Below are 21,574 nucleotides of genomic sequence, written 5' to 3'. Positions count from 1 at the left end.
TCAGCCCGGCTGATGCGCTGTTAAAAAGTGGGACGCTGGCTGAAAGAAGTTGGTTATAGCACGCGCATCCGCGGCCACACTGCCAGAATCCCCCGCATCTTCCCTGATCCATTCGCACGCTGCTCCACCCTTTGACGCCCTACTGCCATGCCACGCCCCATTGCCGCCACCATCCACCTTGCCGCCTTGCGCCACAACCTGCAGCGGGTGCGCCAGTCGGTGCCCGATGCCAAGGTGTGGGCGGTGGTCAAGGCCAATGCCTACGGCCACGGCATTGAGCGCGTGTTCGACGGGCTGCGCGGCGCAGACGGTTTTGCGCTGCTCGACCTGGCCGAGGCCGAGCGCGTGCGCCACCTGGGCTGGCGCGGCCCGATTCTGCTGCTCGAAGGCGTCTTTGAACCACGCGACCTGGAGCTGTGCTCGCGCCTGGGCCTGTGGCACGCCGTGCATTGCGACGAGCAGATCGACATGCTGGCCGCGCACAAGACGCAGGTGCCCCACCGCGTGTTCCTCAAGATGAACTCGGGCATGAACCGGCTCGGGTTCACGCCGGCCCGCTACCGCGCCGCCTGGGCACGCCTGAATGCCCTGCCGCAGGTGGATGAGATTTCGGTGATGACGCATTTCAGCGATGCTGACGGCCCGCGTGGCATCAGCCACCAGATCGAAGCCTTCAATGCGGCGACGCAGGACTTGCCGGGCGAGCGCAGCGTGTCCAACAGTGCGGCCGTGCTGCGCCACCACACGGATGCCCGGCTGCGCTCGGACTGGGTGCGCGCCGGCATCGTGCTGTACGGCAGCGCCCCCGACTTTCCAGATCACAGCCCCGCGCACTGGCAGGTGCAGCCCACCATGACGCTGTCGACCCGCCTGTTGGCGCTGCAGCACCTGCAACCGGGCGACACGGTGGGCTACGGCTCGCGCTTTACGGCCACCGAGCCCATGACCATCGGCATTGCCGCTTGCGGCTACGCCGACGGCTACCCGCGCCACTGCGACACGGGTACGCCAGTGCTGGTGGCCGGTGTGCGCACGCGGCTGGTGGGCAGGGTAAGCATGGACATGGTCACGGTGGACCTCACGCCCGTGCAGCGTGCTGGCGTGCCCGTGGGCTTTGGCAGCGAGGTCACCCTGTGGGGGCGGTCTGCCAGCGGCGCGGTGTTGCCCGTGGATGAGGTCGCGCAGGCCGCCGGTACGGTGGGCTACGAGCTCATGTGCGCGCTTGCCCAGCGTGTGCCGGTGGCGGTTGACGGCCTTCCCTGACCGGTGGGTCCGCGCGCGTGGCTGGTGTGAAACGCGCCGTATTACAGTACCGCGCATTCCCACCACTCCAGGGGTCCGGCCGCACGGGTCGGATGCCTTTTGAGGACACGACCCGCACCATGGCCCAGCCACCACGCCCGCCCGCCAAGCCCGCTGCCGCGTCGCGCAGCAAAACCTCCAGCTGGCGTGCCGTGCGCATGCCGCAGCTGCATCCACACGATGTGGCGCAGACCCTGCAGCAACGGCACAGCCTGCGCTGGCACGGGCTGCTGATCGGCAGCGTCACGCTGCTGCTGATGTGGCTCACCTCGCATGTGCAGATGCGGCTGGGCGTGGACTCGCTGGCGCTGCGCTACCTGGTCACCTTGTCGGTCGGCTATGGGGCCTACCTGCTGGTGGTGCGGGCCTGGGCTGCGCGGCTGGTGCAGGCCAGTGACCACAACGGCGCGAGCCTGGAAGATGGCGTCGATGCCGCCGAGATCGCGGTTGACGTGGCAGACATGGCATGGTCGCGCGGCGGTGCCCAGCCGGGTGCTGCGCCCGCCCGCGTGCCGCGCCTGCCCGAGGTTCAATACGGGGCCGATGCCGGTGGCAACAGCGGCGTGCTGGACGGAGTGGGCGACATGGCCAGCGGCGCTGCGGATGCCCTGGGCGGCGCGGACGATGCCGCCGTGGTGGTCGTCCACATCGTGGCCATCTTTCTCATTGGTTCGGCGCTGGTCCTGGGCGCAGGCTCGTTGGCCATGCTGTTTTTTGGCTGGGATGTGCTGGTGGCGGTGGCGGTGGAAGTCGCCTTCTCGGTGGTCGCGGCGCGTGCGGTGGTGGGTGTCGAGCGCGAGGGCTGGCTCTCTGCCGCCGTGCGCCTGACCTGGAAGCCCATGCTGGGTGCGCTGCTGTGCGCCGTGGCGCTGGGCGCTGCCATCGACCACTTCCTGCCCGGCGTGAACTCACTGCCCGAGGCGGTGCGGGCCATCCAGGGGCGGTGAGCGCGGCGCGCCTGCATGGGCGCAGGGCAGTGGGCTTGCTTTCAGGGGCTTCGGCCGCAGGCCACACCTTGGCGCACCGCAATCCACACGGCCCGGGGCGCTGACAAATGCTATCAAAGTAATAGCTATTATGCAAGGCGGGGCAGGCGTAACCGGCTCAAAACATAGTCCAGCGCTCAGTACAACCCCCGCGTGCGGGCCATCAGCCGCACCAGGCCCAGCAGGGCGTCGGTATGTGGGGTGGGTGTGCCGGTGATCTGCCCCAGCTCGCGCACCGCGCCCACCAGGGCGTCGATCTCCAGTGGCTTGCCGGCCTCCACGTCTTGCAGCATGGACGTTTTGAATGCGCCCAGCTTGAGGGTGACAGCGTGGCGGTCTTCGGGCTGCTGGTCGATGGGCAGGCCGATTTTTTCGCCAATGGCCTTGGCCTCCAGCATCACGGCGCTCACAAAGCCGCGCACCAGGTCGTCGTCCAGGATGCGGTCGGTGGTCGCCCCGGTCAGCGCGCTGATGGGGTTGACCGTGAGGTTGCCCCACAGCTTGAACCAGATGTCCTTGCGGATATGCGGGGTCACCTCCACATCGATACCGCCGCGCTGCAGGGTATCGGCCATCTGCTGCAGCCGGGCGCTGCGGCTGCCGTCGGGCTCGCCCACGATGAGCCGGTTGCCAAAATGCTGGCGCACCAGCCCGGGCGCATCCACCGAGCAGCTGGTGTGCACCACACTGCCCAGCACATGGCGGCCAGGGATGGCGCGGGCGATCTCGCCACCGGCATCCACCGCGGGCAGCGCATGGCCGCACGCGGGGCCGCCAAAGCCGTCCAGGAACCACCACGGCACCCCGTTCATGGCGGTCAGCACGATGGTGTCGGGTCCGATCAGCGGGCCCATCGCGCGGGCTACGTCGGGCAGGCCGGGGGCCTTGACGGCCAGCACCACCAGGTCCTGCACGCCCAGGTCGGCCGGGTGGGCCTGGGCGTTGACGCGGGCCTGTGCCAATGTGCCGTCCGCCCGCCGCAGGCGCAGCCCATGGGCCTGCAGCGCGGCCAGCGTGTCGCCGCGGGCGACCACGCCCAGCTCGCAGCCGGCCTGCGCCAGTGCCATGCCCAGCCAGCCGCCAATGGCGCCGGCACCGTAGATACATGCTTTCATCGTCGTCGGGCTTTCGTTCAGATCAGGAACTGCGGGTCGCGGCGCTTCAACCTATTGAGTCGGCACCTTTGAACTTGAACCAGCCGTTCGGGCTGAGCCTGTCGAAGCCTTGCGCAGAGCTTCGAACCGCATCAACGCATTCAAGTTGGTTGATGCCGACTCAATAAAAGCGGCGCTGGCAAATGCACAGCGCTGTCACCCGAAAGGTGAGGCTGCAAAAACAACCCAAGGCCAGAGTCCACGCGGTGTGCGCCAAGATGACAAGCGGTCAACTGCCGTTTTTAGGTTCAATAGCCCGGAGGCTGCGTGGCTTCCTGGCCTGCCATCGTACGGGCTGTGTGCTGTTGCCTGCGGGGGAGGGCGCGGCCGCTATAGTCGAAAGCCCCAACCCAGGCTCTTTCACGCTACCTGCCATGGCCAAAGATAAAACCATGTTCACCTGCACCGAGTGCGGTGGCACCAGCCCGCGTTGGCTGGGCAAGTGCCCGGCCTGCGGAGTGTGGAACACGCTGATCGAATCGGTGGCCGAGGCCGGGCCGGGCAAGAACCGCCTGAGCGCCCCGCAGGGCTACGCGGGCCTGGCCCACGCGCAGCCCGTGTTGCCGCTGGCCGCCATCGAGGCCCAGGACGTGGCCCGCACCCCCAGCGGCATTGACGAGCTCGACCGCGTGCTGGGCGGCGGCATGGTGGAAGGCGGCGTGGTGCTCATCGGGGGCGATCCGGGCATTGGCAAATCCACCCTGCTGCTGCAGGCCTTGGATGCGCTGCAGCGCGCTGGCCTGCCCACGCTGTACGTGACGGGCGAGGAAAGCGGGGCGCAGGTGGCGCTGCGCTCGCGCCGCCTGGGCATTGAGGGCAGCCAGGTGCAATTGTTGGCCGAGATCCAGCTCGAAAAAATCCTGGCCACGGTGGACGCCACGCAACCCGCGGTGGTCGTCATCGACTCCATCCAGACCACCTATTCCGACCAGCTCACCAGCGCGCCCGGCTCGGTGGCCCAGGTGCGCGAATGCGCGGCGCACCTTACCCGCATGGCCAAGGGTACGGGCATTGCCGTGGTGCTGGTGGGGCACGTCACCAAAGAGGGCGCGCTGGCCGGGCCGCGCGTGCTGGAGCACATGGTGGACACGGTGCTGTATTTCGAGGGCGACACGCACAGCCAGTTCCGCCTGGTGCGCGCCATCAAGAACCGCTTTGGCGCGGTCAACGAGATCGGTGTGTTTGCCATGACCGAAAAGGGCCTCAAGGGCGTAAGCAACCCGAGCGCCATCTTTTTGAGCCAGCACAGCGAACCCGTGCCGGGCAGCTGCGTGATGGTGACGCTGGAAGGCACGCGCCCGCTGCTGGTGGAAATCCAGGCGCTGGTGGACACCGGCGGCCCCAGCCCGAGGCGCCTGTCGGTGGGTCTGGACAAAGACCGCCTGGCCATGCTGCTGGCCGTGCTGCACCGCCACGCGGGCGTGGCCTGCATGGACCAGGATGTGTTTGTGAACGCGGTGGGCGGCGTGCGCATCAGCGAGCCCGCAGCCGACCTGGCCGTGATGTTGTCCATCACGTCCAGCCTGCGCGGCAAGGCCCTGCCCCGGGGCTTTCTGGCCTTTGGCGAGGTGGGTCTGGCGGGCGAGGTGCGCCCCGCGCCGCGCGGGCAGGAGCGCCTGAAGGAAGCCGCCAAACTGGGCTTTTCCGTGGCCGTGGTGCCCAAGGCCAATGCCCCCAAAAAGCCCATTGAGGGCCTGACCATCCACGCGGTGGAGCGGGTGGAAGAAGCGATGAACGTCGTGCGCGGCCTGTAACCCAAGGCCATGCGGCCCGCCCGGCGGGGGGCCGATAAGCAATCCCCACAGCGGCGGGCGGGCCCTGGCATAAGACAATGTGCGGATGAATTTGCGCAACATTCTCGTACCCCTGGGGGTTGTCGGTCTGGTCGTGTTCGGCTTTTCGGCCTATGGGTGGCCTGGCGTGGCCGCAGTCAGCGGCGGTCTGGTCATGTGGGCGCTGCTGCACTTCACGCGGCTCATGAGCGTCATGAAGAAAGCGGCCAAGCGGCCGATTGGCTACGTGGGCAGCGCCGTCATGCTCAACGCCCGGCTGACCGAGGGCGTGAACCTGATGCACGTGGTGGCCATGACGCAGGCGCTGGGCGAGCCGCTGTCGCCCGAGGGTGCCGAGCCTGAAATCTATCGCTGGACGGATGGCACCCGTTCGCAGGTCACCTGCGAGTTCCGGCATGGCAAGCTGGTGAAGTGGACGCTGGTGCGGCCCGACACCGAGGCTGACGGCGCGCAAGCGGATGCGCCTGCCAGACCTGCCGCCCCGTAAAATCCCGTCCCTGCGATTCACAGCAACCAAAGGACACCCATGAGCCCCGTAGTTCCCTCGATGGCCGACCGTGACGGCAAGATCTGGATGGACGGCCAGATGGTCGACTGGCGCGACGCCAAGATCCATGTGCTGACCCACACGCTGCACTACGGCTGCGGCGCCTTTGAAGGCGTGCGCGCCTACAACACCGTCAACGGACCTGCGATCTTCCGCCTGCAAGAGCACACCGAGCGCCTTTTCAACAGCGCCAAGATCCTGCGCATGAAGATCCCATTCACCCAGGAAGAGGTCAACGAGGCGCAAAAAGCGGTGATCCGCGAGAACAAGCTCGAATCTGGCTACATCCGCCCCCTGACCTGGGTGGGCGACAAGAAACTGGGCGTCAGCCCCAAGGGCAACACCATCCACCTGATGGTGGCGGCCTGGGCCTGGGGCGCGTACCTGGGCGAAGAAGGCCTCAAGCGCGGCATCCGCGTCAAGACCAGCAGCTACACCCGCCACCACGTCAACATCACCATGACACAGGCCAAGGCGGTGAGCAACTACACCAACTCCATCCTGGCCAACATGGAAGCCACCGACGAGGGCTACGACGAAGCGCTGCTGCTCGACAGCTCTGGTTTTGTGTCCGAAGGCGCGGGCGAGAACATCTTCGTCATCAAGAACGGCGTGATCTACACGCCCGACCTGTCGGCCGGGGCGCTCAACGGCATCACCCGCAACACCGTCTTCCACATTGCCAAGGATTTGGGCCTGGAGATCGTGCAAAAGCGCATCACGCGCGATGAGGTGTACATCGCCGATGAAGCGTTCTTCACCGGGACGGCGGCCGAAGTCACGCCCATCCGCGAGCTGGACCGCATCGAGCTGGGCAAGGGCAGCTATGTGGGCAGCCGTGGCCCCATCACCGAAAAAGTCCAGACTTCGTTCTTTGACATCGTCAACGGCCGCAACCCCCAATACGCCCACTGGCTCACCAAGGTCTGATCATGGCGCAAGCAGTTATCGAAGTTCTGGCCAAGGACCTGAACGCCCAAGGCGGCGTGTTCTGCCCCAATCCCAAGGCCGACATGAAGCTCTGGAACAGCCACCCCAAGGTGTACCTGGATGTGGCGCACCACGGCGAGGGCAAGTGCCCCTATTGCGGCACGGTGTACCGCCTCAAGGCTGGCGAAGTCGTCCGGGCAGGGCACTGAGCTTGCAGCGGCGCAGCCGGCGGGCGGGGGCGTCATGCGCGTGATGCACTTCGTCACCGGGGGGTTCTCGGGCGCCACCCAGGTGGCGGTGGACCTCTGCCTGGCGGCGCAGAGTGCCGGGCAGGATGTGGTGCTGGTGCTGCGAAAAAAGCGCACCACCAGCCCCGCGCGTGTCGATGCGCTCCGTGCCCAGGGGCTGGATGTGCGCGTCGTCCCCGGCTGGGCGCACATCGCCACCTTGTGGACCCTGCGGGCGCTGGCCCTGCAGTGGCGCCCCGACATCCTGGTGGCCCATGGCTACAGCGAGCACCTGTGGGGCCGTTACGCAGGCCTGTGGGCCAAGGTGCCCCGCCTGGTGCATGTCGAGCACAACTCCCGCGAGCGCTACACGCGCTGGCGCCTCCTGCAGGCGCTATGGCTGGCCAGGCGCACAGCGGCCACGGTCGGCGTGTCCGAAGGTGTGCGCGAGCAACTGGTGGCGCGCGGCTTTCCGGCACAGCGCTGTGTGGCCATCCCCAACGGCATTGACCTGGATCGGTTCCCCGCGCCGGCCCTGGTGCCGTTTGCCCAGCGTGCCCCCGGCATCATCATGGCCGCGCGTTTTGCACGCCAAAAGGATCATGCAACGCTGATCGAGGCTGCCGCCCTGCTCCAGGCCCAGGGCGTGACGGCCCCGGTGTACCTGGCGGGTGGCGGCAAGGCCCGCATGGCCCAGCGCATGCAGGCGCTGGCGCGTGAAAAAGGCGTGGCCGATCAGGTGCACTTTCTCGGTTCTGTGGCCGACCTGCCCCAGCGCCTGATGCAAAACCGCATCTTTGTGCTCGCCACCCACTACGAAGGCATGCCCCTGGCCCTGGTCGAAGGCATGGCCGCAGGTTGCGCCTGCGTAGCATCGGACGTGGTGGGGGTGCGTGGCGTGATGCAGCCCGGACGCACCGGACTGCTGGTGCCTGAGGGCGATGCCCCTGCCTTGGCGCAGGCGCTGGCACGCCTGCTGGCCGATACAGCCCTTGCTGCCAGCCTGGGCGAAGCGGCACGGGCGCAGGCCGTGCAAGAGTGCAGCCTGGCAACAATGCACACCCGCTACCAGCACTTGCTCAAGCGCGTGCATGCGCAGGGCACTTGCTGAGACAGGCCCTCAGAGCCTGGGCGCGCGACGGCGGTGCCAGGCGTTGCCCAGGGTCAGTGCCAGCTTCATCGTGAACTTGCGCCAGCGCTGGCCGGGAGTGAGGGTGTCGCGGGTGTCCCAGATGCTGCTGACCTCGCTGGTGTCGTCCAGCGCAATGGCCGAGGGCCAGACGCCCAGGATGCGCAGCGTGCCGCACTCCCACCAAAAGCGCAGGTCCACATCAATCGGCCGACCAAACGGCTGGCGATGGGCCAGCAGCTTGGCGGCCCCGGCGCGGCTGACCACATAACCGGCCGTCATGCTGGGCACGCGGCGGTAGTCCACCAGCGCGGTGCCCGGCACCAGGGGGCGTTGCGACCGCACTTTCTCGTGGTCGCGGCCCAGCAGCTTGACCATGTCCCACGGCTCTTTGAGCGCGGCAATGGCGTCGATCACCTGGGTGAACTGCGGGGTCAGGCGCACATCGTCTTCCAGCACTACCATGGCGGGGGCATCGCTGGCCAGCAGTTGCTGCCAGGCGCCGATGTGGCTGGCGTAGCAGCCTTTCTCGCCATTGCGCAGCGGCTTGTAATACTGGCGCGCATTCAGCGCATCGCTGTACCACTGCTGCGCCTGGGCGGCGGGCACATCGGCCCACCACACGGCCGCAAAGCGCTGGCTGGGCAGCGGCACTTGCTGGAGCTGCGCCTGCAGCCGCTCACGCCGCTCGGCATCGCGCTCGAGGTTGATGAAAACCAGGGGCAAAGGCATGTTGCGTACCACCCGCGTCAGCCCAGCAGGCGCCGCCACCAGCGCCGCTTCTTCTTGGGCGCAACGCCGCCGTTTTGCTGCAGCGCAATCGCTGCCTCCAGATAGCGCGCAAACTGCAGCGGCCGCTGCGCGATCACATCGTCGGCCACAGCCACCAGAAGCTGTTCATAGGCGGGCTCGCGGGATTCGAAGAGGTGAAAGAAGTCGTTGTCGCCGTAGAACGTGCCGATGCCGAACACGCCCTCATGGCCCAGGGCGAACTTGGAGATCAGCGTGGCGGTGGGCTTGTGCAGCACCAGCGGCACCCTCTTTTGTCGGGCCAGAACCGACATGCCTTCGGCGGCGTCCCAGGCGGAGCAAGACTTCAGGTCGGGCCGGCCCAGCTGCTCCCACACCGACTTGCGAAACGCCATGAACATCGGGCCGGCATAGGTGTCGGTGGTCTTCTTGTGGTTGGAGAACTGCGACAGCCCAAAGATCGCGCCTTGCTCGGCATGGGCCACGGCCATCTCGTAGGCCGAGCGCTTCAGGGGAAATGCATCAATGTCGCAAAAGATGACGATGTCCTGCGAGGCCATGCGCTCGACCACGCTGTTCATCCAGGTGCCATGCGCAATGCGGTGGGCCGCTTCCTGCAGCAGCGGCACGCCCAGCGTGGCAAACACGTCGCGCTGCTTTTGCAGAACCACCGCTGGGATGTTGTCCCAATGCATGGTGTGGACTGGAGGTTGTTGGGGGTGGTTCATTCAAGTGTCCTGTCGGCCGCCAGACAACACGGCGAGTGGCCAGCCGGGGCCTGCGTTGCGCTAAGAATCTGCGCCGTGGTGCGGCCGTGCGGGATTGTGGCCCACCGCGGGCCGGGCCAGAATTCGGCAACTGAGCAGGGCCATCATGTAGGTGAAAAAGTGGCTCTCCCGCGCGCTCCACAGCGGAGAGTTGGTCATGCTGTTCACGGCCAGCAGCGCGGCCAGGCCGATGAGCAGCACGCGCGTTTCGGGCGATGCGGCGCGACGCGCCAGCCACACCATGCTCAGCAGCATGAAGACGTAGGCTGCGAACCCCAGTAGTCCGTGGTCTGCGGCAAAGTAGAGGTACTGGTTGTGGGGGTGCCAGTTGATCCAGCCATGACAGCCTTGCGGAATGTCGACAAAGCGGCAGATTTCGGAGTGGTAGGCCCCCGTGCCGTGGCCGATCAGGGGTTTTTCGGCGATGAGCTCCGGGGTGATCTGGTAGAGGTACATCCGGTTGCCGACGGATGTGGCCTGCTCCTGGCCTGAGCGCTGCACCTCGGTGTAGGCCAGCAGCACCCGCTCGCGGACCAGGTCCGAGCTGACCAGGATGCCAGCGGTCAGACACGCGCCCAGGATGGCGGCGATCCACCGGTTGCGGCCCCTGAGTGCAGAAAATACGAACACCACCAGCACGATGCACAGCAGCAGATAACCAGTGCGTCCCTCCGACAGATGGGTAATGCTGACGCCCGCAAGGATCGACACAACCGCCCAGCCCGCCCGCCGCCATGGCATGGATGCGTGCAACATCCGCACCAGCGCCACCAGCACCATGAAGGCCATCATGATGTTTTGGGTGATGTAGTCGCCAAACACATGGTGGGTCACATTCCATCCCTGGTTGTGTGTCTTGGACCAGGGCAGATCCCACCACACGTTAAGCCAGGTGCATGCAAGCACAAATCCCATGGCCCACACGAATGCATCCAGGCAGCGTTGCTGCAACTTGTCGGTGCTGATGATCGACATCAGCACGACGGCAAACGGCAGCTTGAGGTACTTGGTCAGGTGCAGGCCGATTTCATCCCAACGGGCCGGGGAATAGAGCGCGCCGAGCAACATCAGGCCATAGAGGCAAAGCGCTCCCCACGCCACCGGATTGGCCTGCACGGCAAGCCAGCGCTCACGCAGGTTTCCGGCGACAAGCCACAGCAGGACAAGCACCAGCATCAGGATGCTGGCGAGCGCCAGGCTCACGGGGAACAGCAGAAAGAGCGCCGTGACCGCCGCGGGCAGCAGGGTTGCAGAGAGGTTCAACATGGGTGGGCGGATGGGACCCTGGCCGTGCGATGCTGTCGATCGCATGGCTCCCGGCATGAAGGGGCTGCGTCAAATTGCTGAACCCAATGGGCAAAATCGTACGGCTCCAGGGCGCCATCCGGCAGGGCGGGCAGCGGCGCATCCAGAAAGTCCATCAGCCCGTTGGCATCGTCCTCTCCCACCACGAAGAACCGCGCAGGGTGGTAGAACGGCAGGTCTTTCACGGCAGGATTGCTGGTGATGAGCTTCTTGTCGAAAAAAAGCGACTCGAGACACCGCACGGTCAGGCCGCTCTGGTTGGCTTGCGTGATCTCCAGCAGGCAGCGCGAGCGGTTGATCGCCTCCATGTTGGCCTGGTAGTCCAGGGGGTGGGTGAGTATCTCCACCGCAGAGGTGGGCGGGTAGCTCCGGCCGGGTTCGGGCACCATCTGCAGGCGGGTGCGCAGGCCGGCCGCCTGCCACGGCTCGCCCAGCGCTCGCAAGGTTTCAAACCGGTTCTTGTCCTGGCCCACAAAATAGATATCCCACGCGGCAGGCAGCGGTTGGCGCAAGGCATCCACCCGCCGGTACACCTGCTGCGTGAGGGTCAGGCCGTAACGGCGGGCGTCTTGCGGGTCAAAGGTGAACACCTCAAACCCCAGCCCTTTGAGCTGCCGGATATGGAGCCGCCGCACCCCGTGGTTCTGCCGGTAGTCGATGACCGGGTTCCAGGTGAAGACGGCCACGCGGCGGGTTCGCAGGTGCTTGCGCAGGATGCGCAGGTCCTTGATGTTCTCAATGCCGAAGATGAGCACCGAGGCGTCCGCCGGAATGTCCTGGACCGCCTGGAGGTACGGCTGCGGAAACGGGCGAAAGCCCGGCAGCCTGAACGGCAACCACGCATCGGCGGCCTTCAGCAGGGAGTAGGCCACACCCTTGATGCGCCTGGGATGCACCAGGACGCGGCTGCGTTGTTCGGCCGGCAGGCTGTCCAGCAGGAACTCCGTCAGGGTGAAGGCGTTGGCGATGATGTGCAGCATGGGGCAAGACCGGTGGCGCGATTGTAGGCAACGGCTCGCCCCGCGAAGTCGCCCGGGCCGGTGAAGGGCTCAGGCCCGGCCCTGGCCTGCCAGAGCCGCGCGCGCGCTGCGCCATTCCTGCTCCAGCAAGGCCATCAGTGCCGCCGCCGGCATCGGCCGCACGCGGGCAACTCCCTGCCCGGCCCACAGCGACAGGTAATCGCCCCGGCCCGCCTGCGCGCTGGCGCGTCGCAATGCTCCGGTCAGGGCGTTTTGTACGGGGTAGGCGGGCACCTCAGCCTCGTGGGGGTGCAGGCGCTCCATCAGCGCATTGACGATGCCCCGGGCAGGGCGACCGGTGAGCGCGCCTGTGGTGAGCGTGTCGGTGGCCGTGGCGGCCAGCAGCGCGGTGCGGTAGGCGGGGCTGATGCCGGATTCATCGCACACCAGGAAGGCGGTGCCCATCTGGACCGCCTGGGCGCCCAGGGCCTGGGCGGCGGCGATGCCGCGGCCGTCCATGATGGCGCCCGCTGCCACCACCGGGATGCCGCGCGGCGCCAGGGCGTCCACGCACTGCGCGACCAGCGGCAGCGTGCCCACCATGGCAGCGGCGAAATCGGTCAGCGAAGGCCGCTCGCGACGCCCCCCGTTCACGGCCAGGAATGTGCCCCGATGCCCTCCGGCCTCCATGCCCGACGCGCACACGGCGTCCGCGCCCACGTCGGCCCAGGCCAGCGCCTCGGCCACGGTGGTGGCCGTGCCGATCACCCGGCAACCGGCCCCATGCAGGCGCTCGACCTGCGCCGCAGAGAGGATGCCGAAGGTAAAGCTGGCCACCGCCGGGCGGGCGGCCATCAGCGCATCCAGTTGCTCGCCGAAGTCCTCGCACCAGCGCTCGGGCACGGTGGGTTCCAGTCCGAATTCGGCGTACAGCGGCGCCAGGCGCGCCAGCGCAGCCTCCACCGTGGCAGCGTCGGGCACCGGGGTGTCCTGCACGAAAAGGTTCATGCCGAAGGGGCGGTCCGTGGCCTGCCGGACCTGCGCTGCCGCCTGCGTCATGGCCTGAGGCGAGCGCATTCCGCAGCCCAGCATGCCCAGCCCCCCGCTGGCCGACACGGCAGCGGCCAGGGCCGGTGTGTCTGACCCCGTCATGGGGCCCTGGAAGATCGGAACGCGCAGCGACAGTGCGTCAATGAGGCTGGTGGCATGCATGAAGAAACTCCCGTGAGGCTGGGGTCAATGATCGGGGGCGGCTGCATCATCGCTTGATGGGGCGGCGGGTCCACGTCTTCATGGCGTGGTGCTGGCGGCGCTCAGGGGCAGTCGCAGCACAAAACAGGCGCCACCGCCCTCGCGGTCTTCGCAGTACACCGTGCCGTTGTGGCGGGCTGCGATCGAGCGTACCAGCGACAGCCCCAGGCCCACGCCGCCGGACCGCTCGCTGGCACCCGGCAGCCGGTAAAAGGGCTCGAAGATACGCTCGCGCTGGCTGTCGGGCACGCCGGGGCCGCGGTCGTACACGCGTACCTCGGCATGGCCCTGGCTGCGGCGAACCGCCACGGTGATGTCGCCCGAGCTGTAACGCCGTGCGTTTTCCAGCAGGTTGCGGATGGCGCGGCGCAGCAGCTTGGCCACGCCGCGTACCTCCACGGTGTCGGCGCTGGCGTCCAGGTCGGCGTCCACACGGGCGCATTCCTCGGCGGCCAGGCCGATCAGGTCGATCAGCTCGACCGTGCCCACATCGGCCTCGCGGGCATCGAGCCGACTGGCCAGCAGGATCTCGTCCACCAGCTGGTCCAGCTCGGCAATGTTGCGCAGGATTTCTTCGCGGAAGGTCGGCGAAGGCTGCTGGCCGCCCATCAGCTCCAGCCCCATGCGGATGCGCGTGAGCGGCGAGCGCAGTTCGTGGGAGGCATTGGCCAGCAGCGACTTGTGCGACTTCACCAGCGCTTCCACCCGCGCGGCCGCCGCGTTGAACTGCCGCGCCAGATCGGCCACCTCGTCCTGGCCTTCCTCGGGCACGCGCACGGACAGGTCGCCTTCGCCAAACTTCTGCACGCTGCGCTGCAGCGCCTCCAGCCGCAGTGTGAGGCGACGGATGATGGGGTACACCCCCACGGCCACGGCCAGGCCCACGATGCCCAGCAGCCATAAAAAGCCGAACGGAGGGCGCGTCCAGAATGCGGCGTCGCTCTGCTTGCCGGGCCCGCCCGGCCCCCCTGGCCCACCGGGGCCGCCCGGACGCAGCGGCCGATCGCCCCGGTCCATGCGATGGGGACGGGCCGACATCTGCAGGGTGAATACCCGCCCGTCCTCCGCCTCGATATAAAACTCCACAGCCTCGCCCGGCGGGCTGGGCTTGCGGGTGGACATCCCGCGCAGCAGTTCGGCACCCGACGGATCGCGCAGCACCATCTCGCGCAACGGCGGCAACAACGGCTGGGCGGTCTGGGCCTTTTGCTCCTCGGCCATGCGCCAGGCCCAGCCCACGGCCAGCGTCAGCACGGCCATGCCGCCCACCACGGCAAGCCAGATGCGCAGGTACAGGCGGCGCGAGAACGGGGTGGACAGGGACATGACGGTGGATCGGCGTCAGCAAAACGCGGAAAAGCGCAACTCCAGCAACTGGCGCTGCCTGAGCGCGCGGCCGCCGCGCAAGGGCCGCCCCGCCGCGCTGGCGGCGTCCCCCTTCCCGCAGCGCGCAGCGATGCGAGAGAAGGGGGAAGCGGCGGAGCCGCTCAGGGGGATGTGCTCCATCAGTCTTGCTGTTTGGCAAACACATACCCCACGCCGCGTACCGTGAGGATGCGGCGCGGGTTCTTGGCGTCATGCTCGATGGCGGCGCGGATGCGGCCCATGTGCACGTCGATGGACCGGTCAAAGGCCTCCAGCTCGCGGCCGCGCACGGCCTCCATGATCTGGTCGCGCGTGAGCACGCGGCCCGCGCGCTCGGCCAGGGTCACCAGCAGGTCAAACTGGTAGGAGGTCAGGTCGACAGGCTGCCCGCTCACCATCACGGTGCGCGCATCGCGGTCGATCTCCAGCGAGCCAAAGCGCAGGGTCTGCGACGCTGCGCTGGCGAGGATGGCGGGATCTGAGCGGCGGCGCAAAACGGCGCGAATGCGCGCCAGCAGCTCGCGGGGCTCAAAGGGTTTGGGCAGGTAGTCGTCCGCGCCCAGTTCCAGGCCAATGATGCGGTCCATCGGGTCGCCTTTGGCGGTGAGCATCAGCACCGGCACCTGGGCGGCCGCGCCCTGCAGCGACCGGATGCGCCGGCACACTTCCAGGCCGTCCATGTCGGGCAGCATCAGGTCCAGGATGACCAGGTCGGGCATCGGGCGCTCGCTATCACTCTGCAACTCGGCCAGGCCGCTTTTGCCGTCGGCCCGGTGCGTGACCACCAGGCCCGATTGGCCGAGGTACTCTGCCACCATCTGCGCGAGGCGGGCGTCGTCTTCGATCATCAGCAGTTGGGAGCTCATGAAGAACCAGTGTAGTGAAAGGCAGCCGCCTCAGTGCGCGAAGCCTGATGCTCGCCCGGCCGTATCTCGCCGCGTTGTCGTGTGCGTAAAGTTCAGGTAAACGGTTGGGGTTGATAGGCTAAGAGCGCTATTGAACATATAGCAATAAATCCATTGCAGTCAAGCGCTCGATGGCGTTTTGATGCGTGATGCGAGCCACACCAGCCCCAGCACGGGCAGGCCCAGGAATGCGGTGGCCGTGAAGAAGTGCGCGTAGCCAAATGCATCCACATACTGGCCCGAGAACCCGGCGATGAATTTCGGGAGCAGCAGCATCATCGAGCTGAACAGCGCGTACTGCGTGGCCGAGTAGCTCACGTTGGTCAGGCTCGACAGGTAGGCAATGAACGCTGCAGACGCGATGCCGCCTGCCAGGTTGTCGGCCGACACCACGCCGATCAGCGCGGTCACGTCATGGCCATGCCCGGCCAGCCAGGCAAACAGCAGGTTGCTGGCGGCGCTCAGCAGTGCCCCCAGCATCAGGATCCGCATCACGCCAAAGCGCATCGACAGCACGCCCCCGATGAAGGCACCCGCCAGCGTCATGATCACCCCGTACACCTTGGTCACGGCGGCCACTTCATCCTTGGTAAAACCCATGTCCACATAGAACGGGTTGGCCATGATGCCCATCACCACGTCGCTGATGCGATAGACGGCAATCAGTGCCAGGATCAGCGCCGCGTGCCAGCCGTAGCGGCGCAGAAAGTCGGCAAACGGCTCGATGACGGCACCGCGGATCCACTCGGCCGCATTCTTGGCAGGCGGCAGGGCCACGGGCGCGGGCTCGCGCGAGAACAGCACGGTGACGATGCCCACCGCCATCGATGCCGCCATGGCCAGGTACGCCGCCTGCCACGCTCCGTTTTGATAGGCCGCCGCGCCTTGCGCCAGCGCCTGGCGCACGGCCGGGGCCGCCTCGGCCCGCGCGGCGATCCACAGCACGCCAGCGCCCGCCCAGATCATCGCCAGCCGGTAGCCCGTCTGGTAGGACGCCGCCAGCGCAGCCTGGTGGTGGGCATCGGCCGATTCGATGCGAAAGGCGTCGAGCGCAATGTCTTGCGTGGCCGAGCCGAACGCCACCGCCAGCGCGCACCACACCACGGGCCCCAGCGCCATGCGTGGGTCGGCCAGGGCCATGCCCACCAGGCCAGTCACGATGATCAGTTGCGACAGCAGCAGCCAACTGCGCCGTCGCCCCATCACCCGCGTCATCACCGGAATAGGCATGCGGTCCACCAGGGGCGCCCAGACCCATTTGAAAGCGTAGGCCAGCCCCACCCAGCTCAGATACCCGATGGTGCTGCGGTCAATGCCCGCCTCGCGCAGCCGAAAGCTCAGCGTGCCCAGCACCAGCAGCAGCGGCAGCCCGGCCGCAAAACCGAGCGTGAGCATGCGCAGGCTGGCCGGCTCCAGATACACGCGCAGGCTTTGCAGCCACGGCGTGCGCGCCGGGGGGAGGCTGCTGGCGGGCGGGGTGGCGGGTACGGCGGTTTCGGATTTGGAGATGTCTGACATGGAATCCTGTTGTTTTGCCTATCATCGCTGACGCGGGCCAGGTGCGGTGCCAGCCCGCCGGGCCCGGACCCGTCCCTTGCAGCCCGACCGTCTGGCACCATCTGCGGCACAGAGTCACAGAGCGTGCGGCCTGCCGGGGACGGCGTGGCATCTTGCCGGTTCGTGGGGCTGCGTGCTCTGGTCTGTGTCAGCTTCGTCCATTATTCCTTCAGGTGACCCTGGTATGTGCCTTCTGTGCCCCGCGCCCGCTGTGGCTCCCTCGTCGCCCTGGGCTTCGCGCCGGGGCTTTCTGCTGGCCACCGGCGCAGCGGGGGCCACGCTGGCCGCTGGCCCCGCGCTGGCGCAGGTGGATGTGGGTTCGGCATCCAGCCTGCGCAAGCTGGTCCCTGCCGAGACGCTGGAGAAATCCGCCGCCCAGCAGTACCGGCAGATGCTGGAGCAGGCCCGTGCGCAGCGCGCTCTGGCGCCTGACAGTCACCCCCAGTTGCAACGCCTGCACGCCATTGCAAAGCGGCTGATTCCTTACACCGGCCCGTGGAACGAGCGTGCCGCAGGCTGGCGCTGGGAGGTCAACCTGATCGGCAGCCAGCAGATCAATGCGTTCTGCATGCCCGGCGGCAAGATCGCCTTCTACACCGGCATCCTGGAGCAGCTCAAGCTCTCGGACGACGAAACCGCCATGATCATGGGCCACGAGATGGCGCACGCCCTGCGAGAGCATGCGCGCGAGCGCATCGCCAAGACCCAGGGTACCAACCTGGCTCTGCGCCTGGGATCGCAGCTGCTGGGCCTGGGCGACCTGGGCAACATGGCGGCCGGTCTGGGCGGGCAATTGCTGACCTTGCAATTTAGCCGGTCGGACGAGACGGACGCCGACCTGGTGGGGCTGGAACTGGCCGCGCGCGGCGGCTACAACCCCCAGGCCGCCGTGACCCTGTGGCAGAAGATGGGCAAGGCCAGCGGCAGCCGCCAAAACGGGCTGGCTTTTCTGTCCACCCACCCCTCGGGCCCCGCCCGCATCAAGGAGCTGGAGCAAAACGTGCCCAAGGTGCAGCGCTTGTACGAGGCAGCGCAGCGGCCAGGTGCGGGTAAGCCGGGTGGATGAGCGCTATTAAAAACGTAGCTTAAAAACGTTAATCAGCGAGCGTAAAGGCCTTTATTTAATCTATTTTTTATTGTTGTCAGCTCCGGCATATTGGTGAGGCCAGGCGCGGCAGCCGCACGAGGCGAGCCGCAGATCGGCCGTTGGCACCTCAGGTGCCGCCCACATACGGATTGCTCTGTCGCTCCCGCCCGAACGTGCTCTCTGGCCCGTGGCCGGGGATGAACACGGTCTGGTCGCCCATGGGCCACAGGCGCTGGGTGATGCTGTCGATGAGCTGCTGGTGGTTGCCTTGCGGGAAGTCGGTGCGGCCGATGCTGCCGGCAAACAGCACATCGCCCACAAACGCCCGATCAATCTGCGGAGCATGGAACACTACATGGCCGGGCGTGTGGCCAGGGCAGTGGCGCACTTGGAGTCTCTCGTTGCCAATGTGCACCGTATCGCCATCGGCCAGCCAGCGCGTGGGCGTGAAGTGCTGCGCGGGTGGAAATCCGAACATCGCGCTTTGCTGGGGCAGGCCGTCAATCCAGAACTGATCGCCCGGATGCGGGCCAATGATGGGCAGCGACAGCCGTTGTGCAAGCTCGCCCGTGCCGCCCGCATGGTCGATGTGCGCGTGCGTGAGCCAGATCTGTTCGAGCGTGAGGCCCAGCCGTGCAATGGCGGCCAGCAGGGTGTCCAGGTCGCCGCCCGGGTCCACCACGGCGGCCTGGTGTGTGGCGTCACACCAGACAATGGAGCAGTTTTGCTGGAAGGCGGTGACAGGAACGGTGAGGTAGCGGAGCATGTGTCGGGGGTGGTGGTTGTTGCTAACAGAGAGTGGATTTTGCAAACTGAATGCGGATCTGTTGATAACAGAGAGAGGACTTTGCAAACATTGAATGGACCTTGCTGACTTACGGCTGGCACTCTCTGCCGACATGCGCACGGAGCAGCGCGCTGGGCTAGGGGGTAAGTTTTGCGATTTGAGTAAGTCCGTGACTCATAGCAGGGCTGCTTCCGTTTGCGTTCGCTGTGACTCCAACAAATAAAGTCAGTCGGGCACAAATAAAGTCCGTCATAGAAATTCCACATTAAGAAATGCAAAAGCGCCTCAGTTCAGGCTGTGTAAATCGTCGAGAAGAGCCCGTTTTAGGGGGTGCTTGACCCCTTCGCCGCCTTACGATCGTGGCTCCAGAGGCCATTAAAGAGGCCGACCAACCCGTGAGAGTTGGTCGGCTTTGAATCGCCCTGAATCGCCCCGGCTGAACTAGACACCTTCGAGCCACAAACCTGAGGCACCAATAGGAGGTGCCATGACAAAGCAGCCATATCCCGAAGAATTCAAGATCGAAGCGGTCAAGCAGATCACGGAGCGAGGTCACCGGGTAGGCGATGTATGCGCCCGGATCGGCGTGAGCCAGCACAGCCTGTACAAGTGGATCAAGGCCTATGCGGTGCCCGCGCCAGAGAGACAGATGCAGACGTCCCAGACCGAGGAGCTGCGTCGCCTGAAGGATGGAATCAAGCGCGTGACCGAAGAGCGCGACATCCTAAAAAAAGCCGCCGCGCACTTGGCGGATTCAACCGGTCGTTGCAACACCGGTTTGTCGAACGGATTTTAGATACTCATTCAATGTCTCAGCCGGTGTCTTCCAGCCCAGCGTTTTGCGTGGCCTGTTGTTCAAGGTCCTTGCCACGGCTTGAATCTCTTGCTCGCTCCAGCGAGACAGGTCAGTGCCTTTGGGAAAGTATTGGCGCAGCAGCTCATTTGTGTTCTCGTTCGTGCCGCGCTGCCATGGACTGCGAGCATCGGCAAAGAAGACATTCACTCCGGAATCGATAGTGAACCGTGCATGGTCGGACAGTTCTTTGCCTCGATCCCAAGTCAATGACTGCCGTAGCTGAGTAGGCAGCTTCGTCACCGTTCTCTGGAGGGCGTTGGCCATGGTGATGGCTCCGTAGCCTGCCAGCGCAGGACCATTCTTTGTTCGGGGAGTCAGTCCGTAGCCTTCCTCGCGTGGCAGGTGCACGAGCATGGTGAAACGGCTTGAGCGTTCCACCAGCGTGCCGATAGCTGACCTGTCCAGGCCGATGATCAGGTCCCCCTCCCAGTGACCGGGTACAGCACGATCTTCTATCTCAGCGGGGCGGCTGGAGATCATCACATCAACACTGACATGCGCCCATGCCTTGGCTTGGGACCTGGCCCGTGGGGTGCGCAAAGCACGCCCTGTACGCGGGTAGCTCACCAGCTCGCGCTTGAGAGCACCTCGCCCCTGGATATCAAGGGCCTGGTAGATGGCTTCATGGGAGATGCGCATGGACAGATCATCCGGGAAGTCGACCTGCAGGCGGTTTGCAATCTGCTCTGGTGACCAGCCATTGACCCATTTGCGGTCACCACGATGAGGCTTGTTGCGACCGATGAACGCAGCTTGCCGAGGTCCGGCGACCTCGCGCCCTTGAGCATCGTGGATCTTGCCCTCCAGGTGATCTTGGACATATTGGCGCAGACGTGGGCTCGTCACCAGCTTGGTCGGCTTGGGTCTCTTTGCCACCAACTCTGACTTCCACTGCGCTACCGACGCCCGGTACTCGAGCTTGCCGCCGCGAGTCGCAGCGTTGCGGGGCAGCTCCCGTGAGACCGTCGAGGGACTTCACCCGATAAGACGAGCGATCTTCCGCACCCCAACGCCTTGGGCTCGCACAAGAGCGATCTCTTCTCGCTCGGCGAAGGACAGATACCTGCCCTGTATGGAATTGGACATGAACAATGGCATGCCCCCACGATGCCGGAACCAGCGTGAGCCCACCGTCTGCGACACACCAACAGCTTCGGCCGCCTTCTCAATCGTGATACCGGTTGCAATCTGCTTCCAGAACTGCCGCTCCACCTCTCGCCGAAGCGAAGGGGCACCGGGTGAGCGCATTGCCCCGCGTCTCGTTAACTTCTGCATCCACCCTGCAGGTCTTCCCATAACACCTCCATGATTGAAGGTGTTGCAACGACCGGTTGAATCCGCCCAGTTCACAGGCCACGAGTGGCAGACCTTCCCGCGTGACCACAACCTGGTCAGCAGCATGAGTCGGCGTGGCAACTGCCACGACAACGCTGTGGCCGAGAGCTTCTTCCAACTGCTAAAGCGCGAACGCATCCGCAGGCGAGTCTATGCAACCCGTGATGATGCGCGGGCGGACGTCTTCAACTACATCGAAATGTTCTACAACTCACAGCGCCGTCATTCATCGGCGGCAGAACTATCACCTGTAGAGTTCGAGCAACGACATTCCCAAAGGCTCAAAAGTGTCTAGATAAGCCGGGGTGATTCACCGTGACGCCGAGGTCCCCTCAGTGGAGCCCTTATGCTTTGGTGCAGCTGTCAGCGTGCGTATTCCAGTGCGAAAGCACCAGCGATTCCGATTTAAAGGCGCCACTTGTTCCGATTCAAACCCGCCAGCTATTGATCCGGCCCCATAAAAATTGAACTTTCCTGGGTTTTTGGCATCAGAGAGTTCATGGACAAAGAAGACGCGAGATACCAGACGCTGGGCGAGCTGCACGAGAGGCGCAAGCAGGTTGTGAGGCTGCACAAGCAAGG

The 21,574-nt window shown here is 65.9% G+C and carries 19 protein-coding genes and 3 pseudogenes; 10 read left to right on the top strand and 12 right to left on the bottom strand.

Features of this window, described 5'->3' with window-relative positions:
• Positions 1 to 147: 147 nt before the first annotated feature.
• Complete coding sequence (gene alr, locus ACK543_RS07775) at positions 148 to 1,263, top strand: alanine racemase (protein WP_409942276.1); 1,116 nt, start codon at positions 148 to 150, stop codon at positions 1,261 to 1,263.
• A 119-nt stretch (positions 1,264 to 1,382) separates the two neighbouring features.
• Positions 1,383 to 2,249 carry a hypothetical protein gene (locus ACK543_RS07770; RefSeq protein WP_409942275.1) on the top strand — a complete coding sequence of 289 codons (867 nt, stop codon included), beginning with the start codon at positions 1,383 to 1,385 and terminating at the stop codon, positions 2,247 to 2,249.
• A 176-nt stretch (positions 2,250 to 2,425) separates the two neighbouring features.
• Here ACK543_RS07770 and ACK543_RS07765 read toward each other — a convergent pair whose 3' ends face one another.
• Positions 2,426 to 3,403: a 2-dehydropantoate 2-reductase gene (locus tag ACK543_RS07765; protein ID WP_409942274.1), complete on the bottom strand. Its 978-nt coding sequence runs from the start codon at positions 3,401 to 3,403 to the stop codon at positions 2,426 to 2,428.
• Between the two features lie 413 nt (positions 3,404 to 3,816).
• Between ACK543_RS07765 and radA the strand changes: the two genes are divergently transcribed.
• The 5 genes from radA to ACK543_RS07740 all read left to right on the top strand — a co-directional run bounded on the left by radA (position 3,817) and on the right by ACK543_RS07740 (position 8,050).
• Positions 3,817 to 5,196 carry a DNA repair protein RadA gene (radA, locus tag ACK543_RS07760; RefSeq protein WP_409942273.1) on the top strand — a complete coding sequence of 460 codons (1,380 nt, stop codon included), beginning with the start codon at positions 3,817 to 3,819 and terminating at the stop codon, positions 5,194 to 5,196.
• Between the two features lie 85 nt (positions 5,197 to 5,281).
• On the top strand, positions 5,282 to 5,722 hold the full coding sequence (locus ACK543_RS07755; RefSeq protein WP_409942272.1) for a glycerate kinase: 441 nt from the start codon (positions 5,282 to 5,284) through the stop codon (positions 5,720 to 5,722).
• Between the two features lie 39 nt (positions 5,723 to 5,761).
• Positions 5,762 to 6,712 (top strand): branched-chain amino acid transaminase, encoded by a 951-nt coding sequence (locus tag ACK543_RS07750; RefSeq protein WP_409942271.1) that lies wholly within the window; start codon positions 5,762 to 5,764, stop codon positions 6,710 to 6,712.
• A gap of 2 nt (positions 6,713 to 6,714) precedes the next feature.
• Positions 6,715 to 6,921 carry a zinc-finger domain-containing protein gene (locus ACK543_RS07745; RefSeq protein WP_409942270.1) on the top strand — a complete coding sequence of 69 codons (207 nt, stop codon included), beginning with the start codon at positions 6,715 to 6,717 and terminating at the stop codon, positions 6,919 to 6,921.
• Positions 6,922 to 6,955: 34 nt separating this feature from the next.
• Positions 6,956 to 8,050 carry a glycosyltransferase gene (locus ACK543_RS07740; RefSeq protein ID WP_409942269.1) on the top strand — a complete coding sequence of 365 codons (1,095 nt, stop codon included), beginning with the start codon at positions 6,956 to 6,958 and terminating at the stop codon, positions 8,048 to 8,050.
• A 9-nt stretch (positions 8,051 to 8,059) separates the two neighbouring features.
• Here the strand turns inward: ACK543_RS07740 and ACK543_RS07735 are convergent, their stop codons facing one another.
• The 8 genes from ACK543_RS07735 to ACK543_RS07700 all read right to left on the bottom strand — a co-directional run bounded on the left by ACK543_RS07735 (position 8,060) and on the right by ACK543_RS07700 (position 16,888).
• Positions 8,060 to 8,800 carry a glycosyltransferase family 25 protein gene (locus ACK543_RS07735; RefSeq protein ID WP_409942268.1) on the bottom strand — a complete coding sequence of 247 codons (741 nt, stop codon included), beginning with the start codon at positions 8,798 to 8,800 and terminating at the stop codon, positions 8,060 to 8,062.
• A 17-nt stretch (positions 8,801 to 8,817) separates the two neighbouring features.
• Entirely contained in the window at positions 8,818 to 9,513 is a 696-nt protein-coding gene (locus tag ACK543_RS07730) for a hypothetical protein (RefSeq protein WP_409942267.1), read from the bottom strand.
• A 93-nt stretch (positions 9,514 to 9,606) separates the two neighbouring features.
• Positions 9,607 to 10,851, bottom strand: a complete 1,245-nt coding sequence (locus tag ACK543_RS07725) for an O-antigen ligase family protein (protein WP_409942266.1) — start codon at positions 10,849 to 10,851, stop codon at positions 9,607 to 9,609.
• Positions 10,845 to 11,870 carry a hypothetical protein gene (locus ACK543_RS07720; protein ID WP_409942265.1) on the bottom strand — a complete coding sequence of 342 codons (1,026 nt, stop codon included), beginning with the start codon at positions 11,868 to 11,870 and terminating at the stop codon, positions 10,845 to 10,847. Before ACK543_RS07720 ends, ACK543_RS07725 begins: the two co-directional genes overlap by 7 nt.
• Positions 11,871 to 11,939: 69 nt before the next feature.
• Positions 11,940 to 13,061 carry an NAD(P)H-dependent flavin oxidoreductase gene (locus ACK543_RS07715; RefSeq protein ID WP_409942264.1) on the bottom strand — a complete coding sequence of 374 codons (1,122 nt, stop codon included), beginning with the start codon at positions 13,059 to 13,061 and terminating at the stop codon, positions 11,940 to 11,942.
• A 78-nt stretch (positions 13,062 to 13,139) separates the two neighbouring features.
• Positions 13,140 to 14,426: an ATP-binding protein gene (locus ACK543_RS07710; RefSeq protein WP_409942263.1), complete on the bottom strand. Its 1,287-nt coding sequence runs from the start codon at positions 14,424 to 14,426 to the stop codon at positions 13,140 to 13,142.
• A gap of 179 nt (positions 14,427 to 14,605) precedes the next feature.
• On the bottom strand, positions 14,606 to 15,331 hold the full coding sequence (locus ACK543_RS07705) for a response regulator (protein WP_409942262.1): 726 nt from the start codon (positions 15,329 to 15,331) through the stop codon (positions 14,606 to 14,608).
• Positions 15,332 to 15,490: 159 nt separating this feature from the next.
• Entirely contained in the window at positions 15,491 to 16,888 is a 1,398-nt protein-coding gene (locus ACK543_RS07700; RefSeq protein ID WP_409942261.1) for an AmpG family muropeptide MFS transporter, read from the bottom strand.
• A gap of 223 nt (positions 16,889 to 17,111) precedes the next feature.
• Here ACK543_RS07700 and ACK543_RS07695 point away from each other — a divergent pair, with 223 nt between their 5' ends.
• Positions 17,112 to 17,993, top strand: a complete 882-nt coding sequence (locus tag ACK543_RS07695) for a M48 family metallopeptidase (protein ID WP_409942260.1) — start codon at positions 17,112 to 17,114, stop codon at positions 17,991 to 17,993.
• 148 nt (positions 17,994 to 18,141) lie between these two features.
• On the opposite strand, the gene ACK543_RS07690 is transcribed toward ACK543_RS07695, so the two are convergent.
• Positions 18,142 to 18,780: an MBL fold metallo-hydrolase gene (locus ACK543_RS07690; RefSeq protein WP_409942259.1), complete on the bottom strand. Its 639-nt coding sequence runs from the start codon at positions 18,778 to 18,780 to the stop codon at positions 18,142 to 18,144.
• Between the two features lie 508 nt (positions 18,781 to 19,288).
• On the opposite strand from ACK543_RS07690, the pseudogene ACK543_RS07685 reads away from it, so the two are divergent.
• Positions 19,289 to 19,558: pseudogene (locus tag ACK543_RS07685) on the top strand (transposase); the annotation flags it as partial.
• Here ACK543_RS07685 and ACK543_RS07680 read toward each other — a convergent pair.
• Positions 19,556 to 20,932: pseudogene (locus tag ACK543_RS07680) on the bottom strand (IS30 family transposase). The pseudogenes ACK543_RS07685 and ACK543_RS07680 overlap by 3 nt on opposite strands.
• Positions 20,933 to 20,990: 58 nt before the next feature.
• Between ACK543_RS07680 and ACK543_RS07675 the strand changes: the two are divergent.
• Positions 20,991 to 21,287, top strand: a pseudogene (locus ACK543_RS07675) (IS3 family transposase); the annotation flags it as partial.
• Between the two features lie 15 nt (positions 21,288 to 21,302).
• Here the strand turns inward: ACK543_RS07675 and ACK543_RS07670 are convergent.
• Positions 21,303 to 21,574, bottom strand: a 272-nt coding sequence (locus ACK543_RS07670) for a hypothetical protein (protein WP_409942258.1), incomplete at its 5' end; no start/stop codon positions are given.

Origin of the sequence: Acidovorax sp., from assembly GCF_046341535.1 — a bacterium.
Classification (GTDB): domain Bacteria; phylum Pseudomonadota; class Gammaproteobacteria; order Burkholderiales; family Burkholderiaceae_C; genus Acidovorax.
The sequence above is the reverse complement of the archived record's forward strand: the minus strand, read 5'-3'. Positions and strand labels throughout refer to the sequence as shown.

Bases quoted from the DNA above. Each gene is read 5' to 3' on its own strand.
- ACK543_RS07715 (WP_409942264.1), bottom strand. From the start codon at position 13,061: ATGCATGCCACCAGCCTCATTGACGCACTGTCGCTGCGCGTTCCGATC.
- alr (WP_409942276.1), top strand. From the start codon at position 148: ATGCCACGCCCCATTGCCGCCACCATCCACCTTGCCGCCTTGCGCCAC.
- ACK543_RS07745 (WP_409942270.1), top strand. From the start codon at position 6,715: ATGGCGCAAGCAGTTATCGAAGTTCTGGCCAAGGACCTGAACGCCCAA.
- ACK543_RS07695 (WP_409942260.1), top strand. From the start codon at position 17,112: ATGTGCCTTCTGTGCCCCGCGCCCGCTGTGGCTCCCTCGTCGCCCTGG.
- ACK543_RS07730 (WP_409942267.1), bottom strand. From the start codon at position 9,513: ATGCATTGGGACAACATCCCAGCGGTGGTTCTGCAAAAGCAGCGCGAC.
- ACK543_RS07700 (WP_409942261.1), bottom strand. From the start codon at position 16,888: ATGTCAGACATCTCCAAATCCGAAACCGCCGTACCCGCCACCCCGCCC.
- ACK543_RS07725 (WP_409942266.1), bottom strand. From the start codon at position 10,851: ATGTTGAACCTCTCTGCAACCCTGCTGCCCGCGGCGGTCACGGCGCTC.
- ACK543_RS07705 (WP_409942262.1), bottom strand. From the start codon at position 15,331: ATGAGCTCCCAACTGCTGATGATCGAAGACGACGCCCGCCTCGCGCAG.
- ACK543_RS07770 (WP_409942275.1), top strand. From the start codon at position 1,383: ATGGCCCAGCCACCACGCCCGCCCGCCAAGCCCGCTGCCGCGTCGCGC.
- ACK543_RS07740 (WP_409942269.1), top strand. From the start codon at position 6,956: ATGCGCGTGATGCACTTCGTCACCGGGGGGTTCTCGGGCGCCACCCAG.
- radA (WP_409942273.1), top strand. From the start codon at position 3,817: ATGGCCAAAGATAAAACCATGTTCACCTGCACCGAGTGCGGTGGCACC.
- ACK543_RS07755 (WP_409942272.1), top strand. From the start codon at position 5,282: ATGAATTTGCGCAACATTCTCGTACCCCTGGGGGTTGTCGGTCTGGTC.
- ACK543_RS07690 (WP_409942259.1), bottom strand. From the start codon at position 18,780: ATGCTCCGCTACCTCACCGTTCCTGTCACCGCCTTCCAGCAAAACTGC.
- ACK543_RS07750 (WP_409942271.1), top strand. From the start codon at position 5,762: ATGAGCCCCGTAGTTCCCTCGATGGCCGACCGTGACGGCAAGATCTGG.
- ACK543_RS07735 (WP_409942268.1), bottom strand. From the start codon at position 8,800: ATGCCTTTGCCCCTGGTTTTCATCAACCTCGAGCGCGATGCCGAGCGG.
- ACK543_RS07710 (WP_409942263.1), bottom strand. From the start codon at position 14,426: ATGTCCCTGTCCACCCCGTTCTCGCGCCGCCTGTACCTGCGCATCTGG.
- ACK543_RS07720 (WP_409942265.1), bottom strand. From the start codon at position 11,870: ATGCTGCACATCATCGCCAACGCCTTCACCCTGACGGAGTTCCTGCTG.
- ACK543_RS07765 (WP_409942274.1), bottom strand. From the start codon at position 3,403: ATGAAAGCATGTATCTACGGTGCCGGCGCCATTGGCGGCTGGCTGGGC.